Origin of the sequence: Flavobacterium sp. (genome assembly GCF_021151785.1) — a bacterium.
Classification (GTDB): Bacteria; Bacteroidota; Bacteroidia; order Flavobacteriales; family Flavobacteriaceae; genus Flavobacterium.
In genome coordinates this window covers 1-14,812 of the sequence record NZ_JAGKWP010000014.1, presented here as the reverse complement: position 1 = coordinate 14,812, position 14,812 = coordinate 1, and the positions used below count along the sequence as shown (strand labels likewise).

Sequence of the window (14,812 nt, the reverse complement as noted above, 5' to 3'; positions counted from 1 at the left end):
GAAATGAGTACATTAATTGCTATAGTAGGAATCGGAATACTTTGTTTACTTTTCGAGATTTTTAATCTGAGAAAAATAATAATTCCAGTAACCATAGTGGCGCTTTTAGCTTTATTTGGTTTAAACCTTACTGATAATTTGCCTGTAATTACAGGATATGAATCTATGATTCTGGTTGATGATTTTGGAAAAGTATTTTCAAGTTTATTCATCTTACTAACTGGATTGTTAATTTTATTAAGTGCACCAAGTTATGCTAAAAGCTCTAAAATATCTGACTTTATTTCAATAAAGGTTTTTATATTGTCAGGAGCAGTAGCTATGGTAACTTTTAATAATATTTCAATGTTCTTCTTAGGAATTGAAGTATTATCTATCGGATTGTATGTTTTAGCAGGTAGCGACCGATTAAACGTTAAAAGTAATGAAGCCGGAATGAAATATTTCTTGATGGGTTCTTTTGCATCTGGAATATTATTATTCGGAATTGCCATGTTATATGGTGCAACAGGGGCTTTTGATGTACCAACTTTGAAAGAAGCTTCTATGTCTGCTACTACAGAATATTGGTTTTACATCGGAGTTATATTAATTACTATCGGTATGTTATTTAAAGTGGCTGCTACACCAATGCACTTTTGGGCGCCAGATGTATACGAAGGTTCTCCAACTCAGATTACGGCTTTAATGAGTACTTTAGCAAAAGTAACGGCTATGGCTGCTTTCTTTAAGTTAGTTGGTATTTTAAATACATATATGTATGATGAATACAAACAAGTAATTGTAGTAGTTACTATTGCAACTATGTTTTTTGGTAACGTAATGGCTTTACGTCAAAGAAAATTAAAACGTATATTGGCTTATTCTGGTATTTCTCATACAGGATTTATGTTAATGACTTTATTGAATGTAGAAAATTCACAAAATAATTTATTATTCTATACCGTTTCTTATGCCATTGCAGGTTTAGCTGCTTTCTCAGTAGTTTTATTTGTAACTAAAAAAGAGGATAACTGTAAAATTGAAAACTTTAATGGTTTAGGAAAAAGATCACCAATTATGGCTTTTATTATGACTGTTGCTACTTTGTCTATGGCTGGTATTCCAATTTTGGCTGGTTTCTTTGGTAAATTCTTTATTTTGAGTCAAATTATAACAGATGGTTATTTAGGTTTAGCTATTTTTGCCATTATCAATTCTATGATAGCCATCTACTACTATTTCAAAGTGATCATTGCTATGTATTTAAGAGAAGAATCAGAGGATAATGTCTTAGCAAATCATTCTGAATATTATATTGTGGGAATTGTGGCAACCGTACTACTATTAATTATTGGAATATTCCCTGATTACATATTGAATTTATTATAAAAATCAAGATTAAGATAAAAAAATAAGCCCCAAAAAATCTAATTTTTGGGGCTTATTTTTTAAAAGTTATCTCCGTCTAATAATCTTCCAACTCCTCCCAATATACTACCTTCTTCTTTTCCACCACCATTTTGAGGAGCGTTAGCTAAAATTCTACCAGCTAATCGACTGAAGGGTAATGATTGGATATATACCGTTCCAGGGCCTCGTAAAGTTGCATAAAACATACCTTCACCTCCAAAAATAGTATTCTTAATACCGCCTACAAATTCAATATCAAAATCAACATCTTGTGTATAACCTACTACACAACCTGTATCAATTCTCATGATTTCACCCGGTGCTAGTACTTTTTTGGCTAATGTTCCTCCAGAGTGAACAAATGCTAAGCCATCACCTTCAATTTTTTGCATAATGAATCCTTCTCCTCCAAATAAAGCACGTCCAATTTTTTTTGAGAATTCAATTCCAATAGAAACACCTTTAGCAGCACATAAGAAGGCATCTTTTTGACAGATAAATTTTCCATTGTATTCTCTTAAATCAATTGGGATTATTTTTCCAGGATAGGGCGATGCAAAAGATACTTTTTTCTTTCCTATTCCTTGGTTTTGAAAAGCAGTCATAAATAAACTTTCACCTGTTAAGACTCTTTTTCCCGCAGATAAAAGTTTACCCATAAAACCTTGTTGTTGACTTCCATCTCCAAAAATGGTTTCCATTTTAATACCATCTTCCATCATCATAAAACCACCAGCTTCAGCAACGACTACTTCTTGTGGATCTAATTCAATTTCTACATATTGCATTTCTTCACCATAAATATGGTAGTCTATTTCATGTGCGATCATTTTTTCTGTTTTAAAGTTTTCTTAATAAGTGTTATAAGTAAAAAAAATGTTACGATAAAAGGTTGTTAATTTTCTAGGGTTTTTTTTCTAATGATAGAATTAAAAATTTTATAACCAGTAATTCTTCTTAGAATTTTCATAAAGTTAGCATCAAACCCAATGGTATATCGTCTAAAACAACGATTTGGATTTTCGGCAATTTGGTGTAGTTTTTCAACAATTTTTTCTGGTAATTCTTTGTTTTCAGATGATTTTTTTTCTAAAAGTGTTGAAATTCTATTCATCAAGTTATTATAAGAACAAATTTCAGTTTGTTGACAAACAGCTACATTCTTCTGAAAAGAAGTTGGAGCATTTCCAAACTGAACAGTTGCTACACTTACATGAAAAGGATATAATTCATAAGCCATACATTCAGAAAAACTTTCTACAGCTTGTTTAGTTGAATGATAAAAATTGCCCAGTGGTAAATTAACAAGCCCAGCAATAGAAGTAATATTAATAATTTGTCCAAATCTTTGATCTCTCAATACAGGGATAAATGCCCTACATATTTTAACAACACCTAACCAATTGACATTAACTATCATATTGATTTTTTCATCTTCTGAAAGTTCAACAAAACTTCTATAGCCTACGCCAGCATTATTGATGATGGTGTCAATTTGTTTGTGATTCTTAAGAATTTGTTGCTTAGCAATTTCAATATTTTCTGTAGAGGTTACATCTAAACCATAGCTGTAAATATTCGAGTACTTTTTAAATTCTTCGACTTCTTTATAAACATGCATTGTGGCTATCACCGTCCAATTTTGTCTGGCAAAGTGTAAAGCGGTTTGTTTGCCAATGCCTCCGCAAGAACCAGTTATTAGTACGGTTTTCAAATTAATAATTAAGTTTGGTTATTAGAATGTATTGAGCAATTTTATTCTTTTTTTTGCTAATATATGCAGAAGAATGTAAAGGATTGAATTTTCTTGGATTAGGTAAAATAGCCGCAATACCAGCAGCTTGCATTCGAGTTAAACTTTTACAATCTTTGTTATACCAATGTTGACATGCAGCTTGCGCACCATAAATACCATCTCCCATTTCAATACTATTTAAATATACTTCCATAATGCGCTCTTTACCCCAAATTAGTTCAATTAAAACAGTAAAGTAAGCTTCTAATGCTTTTCTAAAGTAACTTCTTCCTTGCCAAAGGAAAACGTTTTTTGCTGTTTGTTGAGAGATAGTACTTCCTCCTTTTAATTTTTTGCCTTTAAAATTTCCTGTTGCAGCTTTTTGCATGGCTTTAAAATCAAAACCACTGTGTTTACAAAAATTACCGTCTTCACTTGCAATTACGGCTTTTTGTAGATTTTTTGAGATGTTTTCAATAGGAATCCAATTATGCTTGGTGTCAATTTTTTTTCCGGCAGCAGAATTTTCGAAATAACGAATTATCATTAAAGGGGTATATGGAACGGGTACAAATTTGTATAGTACAACAAAAAATAAACTAATGATATTAAACCATAAAACAAACTTCCAAAAATATTTAAAGATTTTTGATTTCAAAGCGCCTTTATTTTTTGTAGTTGTGGGTTTTGTTATTGTTTTTTTGGTTGCCATTATACTAAATCTGCTAATTCTTGTCCTATTAAACTGCCTATTGCTACACCCATTCCTCCCATTCGAACTCCACAAAAGACATGGTTAGAAAGTTGTTCAACAATAGGTTTTTTGTGATTTCCTACGCCCATTATACCACTCCATCTATGTTCTATTTCAAAAGCGGTATTTGGCAAAATTACAGTTTTTAATAAATCTTCCAAGCGGTTCTGAATTAATTCTGTGGTTTTTAATTCAGTAGTGGTTTCTCCTTCAAAATCAAGGTTACGACCACCGCCAAATAATATTCTATTGTCAATGTTTCTGAAATAATAATAGCCTCTATCTAAATGGAAAGTTCCTTTAATGTCAAGATTTTCAATCGGTTTAGTAATTAGTACTTGTGCTCTTGCAGGAGTTACTCTATTATTAGTAAGCTGACTCGCAAAACCATTAGTGGTAAATAATAATTTATTGGTCTTGAAAGACAAATTATTTGTAATTACTTCTACACCATTATTAATTTCGGTATAACTTCCAACAGTTTGATGGTTCACAATCAAAATATCATTTTGATAGACTTTTTTTAGTAAAGATTGCATCATTTTGCCTATATCAATTTGCCCTTCAAGAGGGTTGAATATCAGGTATTCAAAAGTATTTCCAAACCCAAAACGATCAATTTCTTTAGAGAAAACTTCAGTTTTAAATAAAGGCTTTACAATATCGTTTATAAATGAAATGCGTTGTAAACATTCTTTGTAAAAAGATTCGTCTTCCTTTAAAAATATTTCATATCCACCAAAAGGTTTAAAGTCTAGGTTCTCATCACCTAAATTTTTTCGAAGTAATTGTAAACCATGATAACGCTTAGAAATCAATTGAATAACTTCCTCTTCGGAATGCGTTTTTAAATCATCTATAATTTCAGAAATACTTCCAAAGCAAGCAAAACCAGCATTTTTAGTACTTGCACCTTGAGGTAAGATTCCTTTTTCTAGAAGGATAATTTTGGCTTTTGGGAATCTTTCGCGAAGACGTAAAGCTGTATGTAAGCCAACAATTCCGCTTCCAACAATGGTGAAGTCGACATTCGAAAACCAACTTTTTAATTCCCAATAACTTAGTTGCATATGATTTAGTTATCTTTTGTTGGTTCTTGATCTTGACCTTTATTTCTAGATTTAATAGCCTTCATTACTAATGGGAAAGTAGTAATTGTAATCAATAAGAGAATAATAGTTTCAATGTGTTGTTTTAAATCAATGTCGAAGCGTTCTAAGAACAAGGCATATAAATAATGCCCAGCAAAGACTAAGGAAAACGACCAAAGTAAAGAGCTGATTACATTATACAACATAAATTTACTTTTAGGCATATGAACAATTCCAGCAATTATAGGTACAAATGTTCTTACAATAGGTAAAAATCGAGCGAAAACAATCGCTTTTCCACCATGTTTTTCAAAAAATTCTTGTGATTGGTTTAAGTATTTTTTCTTAAATAATAAACCATCTTCTTTATTGTAAAGGCCTCTTCCGCTAGTGGCACCAAACCAGTAACCGAAAATATTTCCAATAATTGCAGCCAGTGAAATAGCCAATGCGACAACAGTTACATCAGAATAATAATCTGGTATAAATCGTAAAGGATTGGCTAATTTTTCAGCATAAATACCTGACAAAAACAATAAGCTATCGCCAGGCAAAAAGAATCCTGCAAATAATCCTGTTTCAGCAAATACGATGAATAAAACCATATAAATGCCAATAGGAACACCACCATACTCTAACGTAATGTAGAATTCCGGATTGAATAATTGTGTCCATCTGAATTTTTGTTCTGCTTCAGCGGATTGAATTATAAAATTTGGTTTTAAGTAATTAAGTATATTGAAATTAAGCTTCATGATGATTCGGTTTTGATTCCCATTTGTCGATGGCGCTAGTAGCTAAAGCATTTCCAAGAACATTAGTCATACTTCTAGCCATATCACAGAAATGGTCAATGGGTAAAATTAGGGCAATTCCTTCTGGAGGAATACCAAACATAGCGCAAGTGGCTACAACAACAATTAAGGAAGCCCTTGGTACACCTGCCACACCTTTACTAGTAAGCATTAAAACTAGTAGCATAGTTAATTGTTCTCCAATTGGCATATCTATACCATATACTTGAGCAATAAAAATACTAGCAAAAGTCATGTACATCATACTGCCATCTAGGTTAAAAGAATATCCCAATGGTAAGGTGAATGAAACAATTTTAGGTTGACACCCAAATCGTTCTAACTCTTCTACCATTTTAGGGAAAACCGCTTCTGAACTTGTGGTAGAAAATGCAATTAATAATGGACTTTTAATTCTTTGAAGCAATGTGAATAATCGTTTACCTAAAATTAAATAACCAACTATTAATAGTAGAAGCCAAAGTAATAAAATACCAACAAAAAAGGCGCCTAGATATTTAGCATAAAGTGTGAATACTTCAAAGCCATGTTTAGCAATTGCGCCTGCTACAGCTCCTAAAACACCTAATGGTGCGGTCCACATGATGTAAGTTACCATTTTTAAAACTACGTGTGCGGTGGAATCTAATAATTTGATGATTGGCTTAGCTTCTTTTTTACTAAAGGCGGCTAATGCAACACCAAACAAAATTGAAAAAATAACAATTTGTAAAATTTCATTTGTTGCAAAGGCTTCAAATAAACTTTTAGGAATAACGTGCTTTACAAACTCTTCTAAAGAGAATTCGTTTGTTTTTTCAACCAATTCTTTAGCTGAATCATTAACTTCTAGTTTGATATTTGTTCCTTTACCTGGAGCGAAAAAGTTAACTAACATCATGCCTAATAATAGAGATACAAGTGAGGCCGAAATAAACCATGCCATGGCTTTTCCGCCTACGCGTCCTACCATTTTCATGTCACCCATTTTGGCAATTCCTACTACTAATGTTGAAAATACTAAAGGCGCAATAATCATTTGTACTAGGCGAATAAAAATAGTCCCAAGTAATTTGATGTTTTTCGAAAAAGTATCAATAGAATCTGGAAATTGATAATGCACAATTGCGCCCAGTCCAACACCAATTATTAAAGAGATAATGATGAGTATAAAAAGTTTGTTGTTTTTCACGGTATGTTGGTTTGTTTTTATTTTAGAGTGTGAAAATAGGTATATTTTTTGAAAAAAGTGCTAATTTTAGCATCGATTTAATGGAAAATCCATCGAAATTAGTTTTTTAATTTTAAAATTATTTTTAATGAAAAAATATATTTTTCTCATTTTCAGCTTAGTAAGTATGAGTTCAAATGCACAAGAAGTTCTAACACCAGAAAAACTTTGGCAGTTAGGTAGAGTTAACCCTGTAGGTATTACTAAGGATGGTAAAAACTTGATTTTTAAAGTTGGGATTCCCAATATTCAAGAAAACAAAATAGTTTCTACGACTTATTCTATTCCCATTAATGGAGGAAAAGCAGTTCCTATTATTTCAGCGGAAGGCTTAGTAATGGATAAAAATGTTTCTAAAGATGGAACAAAAAAACTATTTGATAAAACAGTTAAAGTAGAAAAATTATTAGGTACTGATTTATATCCTGAATTAACTAAAACTTCAGCTCAAGTATATACAGAATTGGATTATCGTCATTGGGATACTTATAATGATGGAACGCACAATCACGTGTTTTATAAAGATTTTGCAACTGGAAAAGAAATTGATATTATGCCAAATGAACCTTTTGATTCGCCGCAAAAACCACATGGTGGTGACGAAGATTATGTTTGGTCACCAGATGGGTCAAAAATAATTTATGTGTGTAAAAAATTAGCAGGCACAGCTTATGCCAAAAGTACCAATACGGATTTGTATGAATATGATTTAGCGACTGGTAAAACAGTAAATTTAACACCTAACAATAAGGGCTATGACACACATCCTATTTTTTCACCGCAAGGCGATTTGTCTTGGTTGCAAATGAAACGAGATGGTTATGAAGCAGATAAAAATGATATTATTGTTCGTCACAAAGGTCTAGATATTAATTTAACGACTTCTTGGGATGGAACGGTTGAAAGTTTTACTTGGTCAGTTGATGGTAAAAAAGTTTATTTTATTGCACCAGTAGGCGGGACCAAACAATTGTTTGAAGTGAATTTCCCTGGATTAACTAAAATTGCAGTTCAAATAGTGCAAGTCACAGATGGAAATTTTGATGTAAATAGTATTATTGGGTTTTCGGGAAATACAATTCTAGTTACTAGAACGGATCATAATCATGCATCAGAAGCTTTTAGTTTTGATTTAAAGAAAAAAACTTGGAGTCAAATAACGCATGTAAATGATGAGGCATATGCTAAAATAGGAATGTGTAAATCGGAAAAAAGATGGGTGACTACTACTGACGGAAAGAAAATGTTGGTTTGGGTGATTTTACCTCCAAATTTTGATAAAACTAAAAAATATCCAACACTATTATATTGTCAAGGAGGACCGCAAAGTGCCTTAACACAATATTATTCATTCCGTTGGAATTTTCAATTGATGGCTTCACAAGGTTATATTGTAGTTGCACCAAATAGACGTGGAATGCCTGGTCATGGTGTAGCTTGGAATGAACAGATTTCAGGAGATTGGGGTGGACAAGTTATGAATGATTATTTAGCTGCTATTGATGATGTTGCGAAAGAACCATATGTAGATAAAAATCGATTGGGAGCAGTTGGTGCTAGTTATGGGGGTTATTCCGTATTTTATTTAGCTGGAATTCATAAAAATCGTTTTAAAACATTTATTTCTCATTGTGGTATTTACAATACTGAAAGCATGTATGGAACGACAGAAGAAGTGTTCTTTACTAATTGGGATGCTGGAGGTGCGTATTGGGAAAAAGACAATAAAGTTGCGCAAAAAACCTATAATGAATTCAATCCTATAAAATTGGTGAATAATTGGAACACCCCGATTATGATTATTCAAGGAGGTAAAGATTATCGTGTGCCAATTGGACAAGGTCAAGAAGCATTTCAAGCAGCTCAACTGAAAGGAATAAAAAGTAAGTTTCTTTTGTTTCCAGATGAAAACCATTGGGTATTAAAACCACAAAATGCCTTAGTATGGCAAGGTGAATTTTTTAAATGGTTGAAAGAGACGCTTTAAAAATGTTTCGGGTTTAAATGTTTCAGGTTTTTAATTTGAAACTTTAAATAAGAAATAATTAACTTGAAACAAAATTTATGCAAACATTTGATATCATTATCATTGGCGGGGGAGCTGCTGGATTTTTTTCTGCTATAAATATTGTGGAAAAAAATCCGAGGTTAAAAGTGGCTATTTTAGAAAGAGGCAAAGAATGCTTGTCGAAAGTTAAAGTTTCAGGTGGTGGACGTTGTAATGTTACGCACGCATGTTTCGTGCCTAATGATTTGGTTAAATTTTATCCCCGTGGAGAAAAAGAATTAAAAGGACCGTTTCATCAGTTTTGTTCTGGTGATACAATTGAGTGGTTTGAAAAACATGGTGTCGAATTAAAAATAGAAGAAGACGGACGCATGTTTCCTATTACAGATTCGTCGCAAACCATTATTGATTGTTTTGAAAAGGCAGTTCATGAATTGGGAATAAAAGTATTTACTTCACAAAGTGTTCAATCTCTTTTTCATGAAGGAAGAGTTTGGAAAGTTGAAACTCAAAAAGAACAATTCCAAGCAGAAAAAATAGTGCTAGCTACAGGTAGTAATCCTAAAATTTGGGAATTGCTTCATCAATTAGGACATACCATAGTTCCTCCGGTTCCTTCTTTGTTTACCTTCAATATTAAAGATGTTCGTATTAAAGATTTAATGGGGGTTTCAACTGAGGTTTTCGTCAAAGTTAAGAATAGTAAACTAGCAGCATCTGGCCCTTTGTTGATTACGCATTGGGGTATGAGTGGACCAGCTATATTGCGACTTTCTGCATGGGGTGCTCGAGAATTATTTGATAAAAATTACCAATTTTCCATTCAAATAAATTGGTTGAAAGACCAGAGTTTTGAAGATGTAATGGAAATGTTGCAGGATTTGAAATTGGAAAATGCTAAGAAAAATATCGATAAATTTTGCCCATTTGCCTTTCCAAAAAGACTTTGGGAAAATATTTTAATTGCGGCTTCAATTACACTAGAAACCAAGTGGGCGGATTTGAATAAAAAGCAATTACAAAAATTAGCTGAAGAACTTACTGTCGCAACTTATCAAGTTAATGGCAAAAGTACTTTTAAGGAAGAATTTGTTACAGCCGGCGGTATTGACTTAAAAGAAATAAACTTCAAAACCATGCAAAGTAAAATTTTACCTCATGTATTCTTTGCGGGAGAAATCTTGAATATAGATGCTATTACAGGGGGTTTTAATTTTCAAAATGCTTGGACAGGCGGATTCATTCTAGCAGAAAATATATAGTTAACGATTTAACCACCAAATGCTCCATGTTAATAAGGACGCAAATGATACCCAAGCCATATAAGGAATTAATAAATAGCCAGATTTTTTATTTAAGAGTTTGAATTTTAAATATGTTTCGTAAATCATTAACAGTAAAAGAAGCACTTCGATTGCTGCTAATAATACATTTTGAAGTCCAAAAAATAAATAAGACCATAAAGCATTTAAGCCCAATTGGATGATGAAAAATTTCAAGGCGTTTTTAACTTCTTTTTCCTTTGAATTTAGTTCATTCCAAACCAAACCAGCGGCAATTCCCATAAAAATGTAAAGGAGTGTCCAAACTGGGGCAAATAGCCAGTTGGGTGGATTGAAAAAGGGTTTTTCTAATGTAGGATACCATGTGGAAATAGAGGATTGTGTTACTTTTCCAGATAAAAAACCAATGACTAAGCAAATGGTGACACAATAAACAATTCGAAGATATTTTTGCATTTAATAGAAATTTTAGTCAAAGATATTTAAAACTTCTGACTTCTGTGCTTATTCTTCTCATTTTCCTTTTCTATCTTTGTCAAAAATTGTAGCTATGTTCACAGAACAAGATTTTATACTTTCCAATTATTCTTCTATTGATAAAGCTTCATTTTCATGGAGTGCTCCAAGTAATATTGCTTTAGTTAAATATTGGGGAAAAAAAGAAGAGGGCGAGCAAGTTCCTGCTAATCCATCCATAAGTTTTACGCTTAATAACTGTAAAACAATTACTTCGGTAGGGGTAGTAAAAAAAGCTGATACATCAAATTTTTCTTTTGATTTATTGTTCGAAGGGCAATCTAAGGAAGAGTTTAAACCTAAAATTCAGAAATTTTTAGAACGAATCGAATTGTATTGTCCATTTTTGAAAGAATATCATATAACTATTGATACTCAAAATACTTTTCCACATAGTTCAGGTATTGCATCGTCTGCTTCAGGAATGGCTGCTTTAGCAATGAATATCATGAGTTTAGAAAAAGCAATAAACCCTGCTATTTCTGAAGATTATTTTTTTGCTAAGTCTTCCTTTTTAGCACGTTTAGGTAGTGGAAGTGCATGTAGAAGCGTTAAGGGGGAAGTTGTAGCTTGGGGAGAAAATAAAACTATTCAAGGGAGTTCTGACTTGTTTGGCGTGGAATTTGATTTGTTACATGAGAATTTTAAGCAGTTTCAAGATACCATTTTATTAGTGGATAAAGGTGAAAAGCAAGTTTCAAGTACGGTTGGGCATAATTTAATGCATGGACATCCTTATGCTGTGCGACGATTTGAGCAGGCTCATGAAAATATTTTTTTGTTAGTTGATATACTAAAAACTGGAGAGATAGAAGCGTTTATCAAAATTGTGGAAAGTGAAGCTTTAACACTTCATGCTATGATGATGACATCTATGCCTTATTTTATTTTAATGAAACCTAATACCTTAGAAATCATTAATAAAATATGGAAGTATAGAAATACAACTAATATACCAATCTGTTTTACCTTAGATGCAGGTGCAAATGTACATGTGTTATATCCTAATGCAGTAAAAGAACAAGTACTGCAATTTATTCAGAGTGAATTGGTTGGCTTTTGTCAAAATGGTCAGTATATTTGCGATGAAATTGGAAATGGTGCAAAAGATTTAAAATAATTTGTATCTTTACTTAAAATAACTGATTACTAAATATTGTAAATTATATACTATAATATGAAAGGACCACTTTTTTATTCTAAAATATTACTTTTTGGAGAATACGGAATTATTCAAGATTCGAAAGGTCTTTCTATTCCTTATAACTTTTATAATGGAGCGCTAAAAACAGATGATAATCCGTCTGAGGAAGCTAAAAAATCTAATGAAAGTTTAGAGAAATTTACTTCACATTTGGAGCAGTTACAAACGGAACAACCTGAATTAGTTACATTCAATTTAGAAGCTTTACAAAACGATGTAAAGGCAGGAATGTATTTCGATTCAAGTATTCCTCAAGGGTATGGAGTGGGAAGTAGTGGTGCTTTAGTGGCTGCTATTTATGATAAATATGCGACCAATAAAATTACAGTATTAGAAAATCTAACTAGAGAGAAATTATTGCAATTAAAGGCCATTTTTTCTCAAATGGAATCTTTTTTTCATGGTAAAAGTTCTGGATTAGATCCGTTAAATTCTTATTTGAGTTTGCCTATCTTAATCAATTCTAAAGATAACATTGAACCAACAGGAATTCCAAGTCAATCTATCTCTGGAAAAGGGGCGGTGTTTTTAATTGATTCAGGAATAGTAGGAGAAACGGCACCTATGGTTAATATTTTTATGGAAAATTTGAAAGACCAAGGCTTCCGTACTATGTTAAAATCCCAATTTATTAAATACACAGATAAATGTGTAGAAAACTTTTTACACGGTGATTTCAAAAATTTATTCCAAAACACAAAAGAATTGTCTAAAGTTGTTTTGAATAATTTCAAACCAATGATACCAGAGCAATTCCATCAAGTATGGCAAAAAGGGATTGATACTAATGATTACTATTTAAAATTATGTGGTTCTGGCGGTGGTGGTTATATTTTAGGCTTTACAGAGGATTTAGAGAAGGCTAAAACAGCATTAAAAGATTACAAATTAGAAGTGGTGTATCAATTTTAAAAACACTTCTTAATAATGTTCAATCGCAAAACAAAATTACTACTCACTAAAATCTTGAGTTTTTTTTCTGTAGTGCGTGGTTATAATATTTTTGTTATAGCTTTAGCTCAATACTTATCTGCTATCTACATTTTAGCTCCAGAAAAAAGAGCACTCGATATATTGCTTGATGGACGTTTATTTGTTTTAGTAATTTCATCCACATTTGCAATTGCATCGGGTTATATAATAAATAACTTTTATGATGCTAAGAAGGATATAATCAATCGACCTAAAAAATCTTATCTAGATCGTTTAGTAAGTCAAAAAACACAATTGCAAGTGTATTTTGTGTTAAATTTTTTAGCTGCACTCTTAGCGTGGTTGATTTCTTGGCGTGCCGCTTTATTTTATTCAACTTATATATTCTTACTTTGGTATTATTCTCATCGATTAAAAAAATATCCTATTATTGGTAATCTAACAGCTGCCTTATTAGTGGTTTTGCCATTTTTCGGAATTCTTTTGTATTTCAAAAATTTTTATCACGTAATCTTTGCTCATGCTGTTTTCTTGTTTTTAATTATTTTGATTCGAGAAATAGTTAAAGATTTAGAGAATATTGAAGGTGATTTAAGTAATGATTACCAAACTATTCCAGTAAAATATGGAGAGAAATTTGCCAAGATTGTCATTACAATTCTATTAATAGGAACCTTGTTTCCTGTGTACTTTTTAGTTGATGTTTATGATGTAGGATATATGGATGTTTACTTTTATATCAGTTATTTGGTGCTTATTGCATTTGTGTTAAAATTATGGAAATCAGAAGGTAAAATTGATTATGTTAAATTACATTTTTTATTAAAGTTAATTTTAATTGCTGGCGTAGTTTGTATTGTTTTGATTAAACCTACTGTAATCGAAAATGGTCAAAAGTTATTCCTGAAATGAAAATAATTGTCTGAAATTCTTTAATTTATGTAAATTCTGAATGCTAAATTCTAAAATCTAAATTTATTCGAGTACTTTTGCACTCTAAAATAAAAATGTAATTATGAGAAAAGCATCAGGAGATAAAAGAAAAGGGAAAGTAACGGAATCAAAGAAACCAACTACTAATCGCCCTTTTTCAAATGACAAAAAGCCTTTTCAAAAGTTTGTGAAGCAAAATGATAAGCCGAAGCTAGCTGTAAAAAAGGAGTCTGATGAGTTACGTTTAAATCGATATATAGCTAATTCAGGTGTTTGTAGCCGAAGAGATGCAGATATTTATATTCAAAGTGGAAATGTAAAAGTGAATGGTGAAGTAATCACTGAAATGGGATATAAAGTAAAGTTAACGGACATTGTTAATTTTGATGGAGTTACTATTACACCTGAAAAGAAGGTGTATATTTTATTGAACAAACCTAAAAATTTTTCAACAGAGAAAAATGATACAGGAGCAAATAATGTTATTAATTTAGTTCGAATGGCAACCTCTTCTAAGATTGAGCCTGTAGGAAGAATGGATAAAACTACCACCGGGTTGTTATTGTTTACTAACGACGCAAATATTGTTACTAAATTTACAGCTCCAAATCAACGTTCTACTAAGTTATATCAAGTGTCATTAGACAAAAATTTAAAATTTGAAGATTTAGAGAAAATTCAAAACGGATTACATATAGACGGACATAAAGTTTTTGTGGAAGAAATCACTTACATTGAAGATCAGCCCAAAAGCGAAGTTGGGGTGAAAATGAAAACAGCTAACATTAAAATTGTTCGAACTCTTTTTGAACAACTCAAGTATGATGTCCTTAAATTAGATCGAGTGATGTTTGCAGGTTTAACAAAGAAAAATCTTCCTAGAGGGAACTGGCGTTTTTTAACAGATCAAGAAATAATTAATTTAAAGAATATATAAT

At 31.7% G+C, this 14,812-nt stretch carries 14 protein-coding genes; 7 read left to right on the top strand and 7 right to left on the bottom strand.

Annotated features, from left to right (window positions below; genetic code table 11):
* The first annotated feature begins 3 nt into the window (after window positions 1-3).
* On the top strand, window positions 4-1,371 hold the full coding sequence (locus tag QZ824_RS02685) for an NADH-quinone oxidoreductase subunit N (RefSeq protein WP_291274500.1): 1,368 nt from the start codon (window positions 4-6) through the stop codon (window positions 1,369-1,371).
* 59 nt (window positions 1,372-1,430) lie between these two features.
* Here QZ824_RS02685 and QZ824_RS02680 read toward each other — a convergent pair whose 3' ends face one another.
* From QZ824_RS02680 to QZ824_RS02655, 6 genes are all read right to left on the bottom strand, one after another.
* Entirely contained in the window at window positions 1,431-2,222 is a 792-nt protein-coding gene (locus QZ824_RS02680; RefSeq protein ID WP_291274499.1) for a TIGR00266 family protein, read from the bottom strand.
* 65 nt (window positions 2,223-2,287) lie between these two features.
* On the bottom strand, window positions 2,288-3,106 hold the full coding sequence (locus QZ824_RS02675; RefSeq protein WP_291274498.1) for an SDR family NAD(P)-dependent oxidoreductase: 819 nt from the start codon (window positions 3,104-3,106) through the stop codon (window positions 2,288-2,290).
* Between the two features lies 1 nt (window position 3,107).
* Window positions 3,108-3,839, bottom strand: a complete 732-nt coding sequence (gene mtgA / locus QZ824_RS02670; protein ID WP_291274497.1) for a monofunctional biosynthetic peptidoglycan transglycosylase — start codon at window positions 3,837-3,839, stop codon at window positions 3,108-3,110.
* Complete coding sequence (locus QZ824_RS02665) at window positions 3,839-4,951, bottom strand: FAD-dependent oxidoreductase (RefSeq protein ID WP_291274496.1); 1,113 nt, start codon at window positions 4,949-4,951, stop codon at window positions 3,839-3,841. The genes mtgA and QZ824_RS02665 overlap by 1 nt, the downstream gene beginning before the upstream one ends.
* Before the next feature lie 5 nt (window positions 4,952-4,956).
* Window positions 4,957-5,727: a VTT domain-containing protein gene (locus QZ824_RS02660; RefSeq protein ID WP_291274495.1), complete on the bottom strand. Its 771-nt coding sequence runs from the start codon at window positions 5,725-5,727 to the stop codon at window positions 4,957-4,959.
* Window positions 5,717-6,958 (bottom strand): dicarboxylate/amino acid:cation symporter, encoded by a 1,242-nt coding sequence (locus QZ824_RS02655; RefSeq protein ID WP_291274494.1) that lies wholly within the window; start codon window positions 6,956-6,958, stop codon window positions 5,717-5,719. Before QZ824_RS02655 ends, QZ824_RS02660 begins: the two co-directional genes overlap by 11 nt.
* Before the next feature lie 127 nt (window positions 6,959-7,085).
* On the opposite strand from QZ824_RS02655, the gene QZ824_RS02650 reads away from it, so the two are divergent.
* Both QZ824_RS02650 and QZ824_RS02645 read left to right on the top strand, forming a co-directional pair.
* The gene (locus QZ824_RS02650) at window positions 7,086-8,984 is read left to right on the top strand and encodes a S9 family peptidase (protein ID WP_291274493.1); all 1,899 of its coding nucleotides are present in this window, start codon (window positions 7,086-7,088) and stop codon (window positions 8,982-8,984) included.
* A 77-nt stretch (window positions 8,985-9,061) separates the two neighbouring features.
* Window positions 9,062-10,267: an NAD(P)/FAD-dependent oxidoreductase gene (locus QZ824_RS02645; protein WP_291274492.1), complete on the top strand. Its 1,206-nt coding sequence runs from the start codon at window positions 9,062-9,064 to the stop codon at window positions 10,265-10,267.
* Here the strand turns inward: QZ824_RS02645 and QZ824_RS02640 are convergent, their stop codons facing one another.
* Window positions 10,268-10,744 (bottom strand): TspO/MBR family protein, encoded by a 477-nt coding sequence (locus tag QZ824_RS02640; protein ID WP_291274491.1) that lies wholly within the window; start codon window positions 10,742-10,744, stop codon window positions 10,268-10,270.
* A 94-nt stretch (window positions 10,745-10,838) separates the two neighbouring features.
* On the opposite strand from QZ824_RS02640, the gene mvaD reads away from it, so the two are divergent.
* The 4 genes from mvaD (at window position 10,839) to QZ824_RS02620 (ending at window position 14,811) form a co-directional block, all read left to right on the top strand.
* Window positions 10,839-11,924, top strand: a complete 1,086-nt coding sequence (mvaD, locus tag QZ824_RS02635; protein ID WP_291274490.1) for a diphosphomevalonate decarboxylase — start codon at window positions 10,839-10,841, stop codon at window positions 11,922-11,924.
* Between the two features lie 57 nt (window positions 11,925-11,981).
* Window positions 11,982-12,920, top strand: a complete 939-nt coding sequence (locus tag QZ824_RS02630) for a mevalonate kinase (RefSeq protein WP_291274489.1) — start codon at window positions 11,982-11,984, stop codon at window positions 12,918-12,920.
* Window positions 12,921-12,935: 15 nt separating this feature from the next.
* On the top strand, window positions 12,936-13,853 hold the full coding sequence (locus QZ824_RS02625; RefSeq protein WP_291274488.1) for a geranylgeranylglycerol-phosphate geranylgeranyltransferase: 918 nt from the start codon (window positions 12,936-12,938) through the stop codon (window positions 13,851-13,853).
* 103 nt (window positions 13,854-13,956) lie between these two features.
* On the top strand, window positions 13,957-14,811 hold the full coding sequence (locus QZ824_RS02620) for a pseudouridine synthase (RefSeq protein WP_291274487.1): 855 nt from the start codon (window positions 13,957-13,959) through the stop codon (window positions 14,809-14,811).
* The last annotated feature ends 1 nt before the right edge of the window (window position 14,812 follow it).

Bases quoted from the DNA above. Each gene is read 5' to 3' on its own strand.
- QZ824_RS02685 (WP_291274500.1), top strand. From the start codon at position 4: ATGAGTACATTAATTGCTATAGTAGGAATCGGAATACTTTGTTTACTT.
- QZ824_RS02680 (WP_291274499.1), bottom strand. From the start codon at position 2,222: ATGATCGCACATGAAATAGACTACCATATTTATGGTGAAGAAATGCAA.
- mtgA (WP_291274497.1), bottom strand. From the start codon at position 3,839: ATGGCAACCAAAAAAACAATAACAAAACCCACAACTACAAAAAATAAA.
- QZ824_RS02665 (WP_291274496.1), bottom strand. From the start codon at position 4,951: ATGCAACTAAGTTATTGGGAATTAAAAAGTTGGTTTTCGAATGTCGAC.
- QZ824_RS02660 (WP_291274495.1), bottom strand. From the start codon at position 5,727: ATGAAGCTTAATTTCAATATACTTAATTACTTAAAACCAAATTTTATA.
- QZ824_RS02650 (WP_291274493.1), top strand. From the start codon at position 7,086: ATGAAAAAATATATTTTTCTCATTTTCAGCTTAGTAAGTATGAGTTCA.
- QZ824_RS02645 (WP_291274492.1), top strand. From the start codon at position 9,062: ATGCAAACATTTGATATCATTATCATTGGCGGGGGAGCTGCTGGATTT.
- QZ824_RS02640 (WP_291274491.1), bottom strand. From the start codon at position 10,744: ATGCAAAAATATCTTCGAATTGTTTATTGTGTCACCATTTGCTTAGTC.
- mvaD (WP_291274490.1), top strand. From the start codon at position 10,839: ATGTTCACAGAACAAGATTTTATACTTTCCAATTATTCTTCTATTGAT.
- QZ824_RS02630 (WP_291274489.1), top strand. From the start codon at position 11,982: ATGAAAGGACCACTTTTTTATTCTAAAATATTACTTTTTGGAGAATAC.
- QZ824_RS02625 (WP_291274488.1), top strand. From the start codon at position 12,936: ATGTTCAATCGCAAAACAAAATTACTACTCACTAAAATCTTGAGTTTT.
- QZ824_RS02620 (WP_291274487.1), top strand. From the start codon at position 13,957: ATGAGAAAAGCATCAGGAGATAAAAGAAAAGGGAAAGTAACGGAATCA.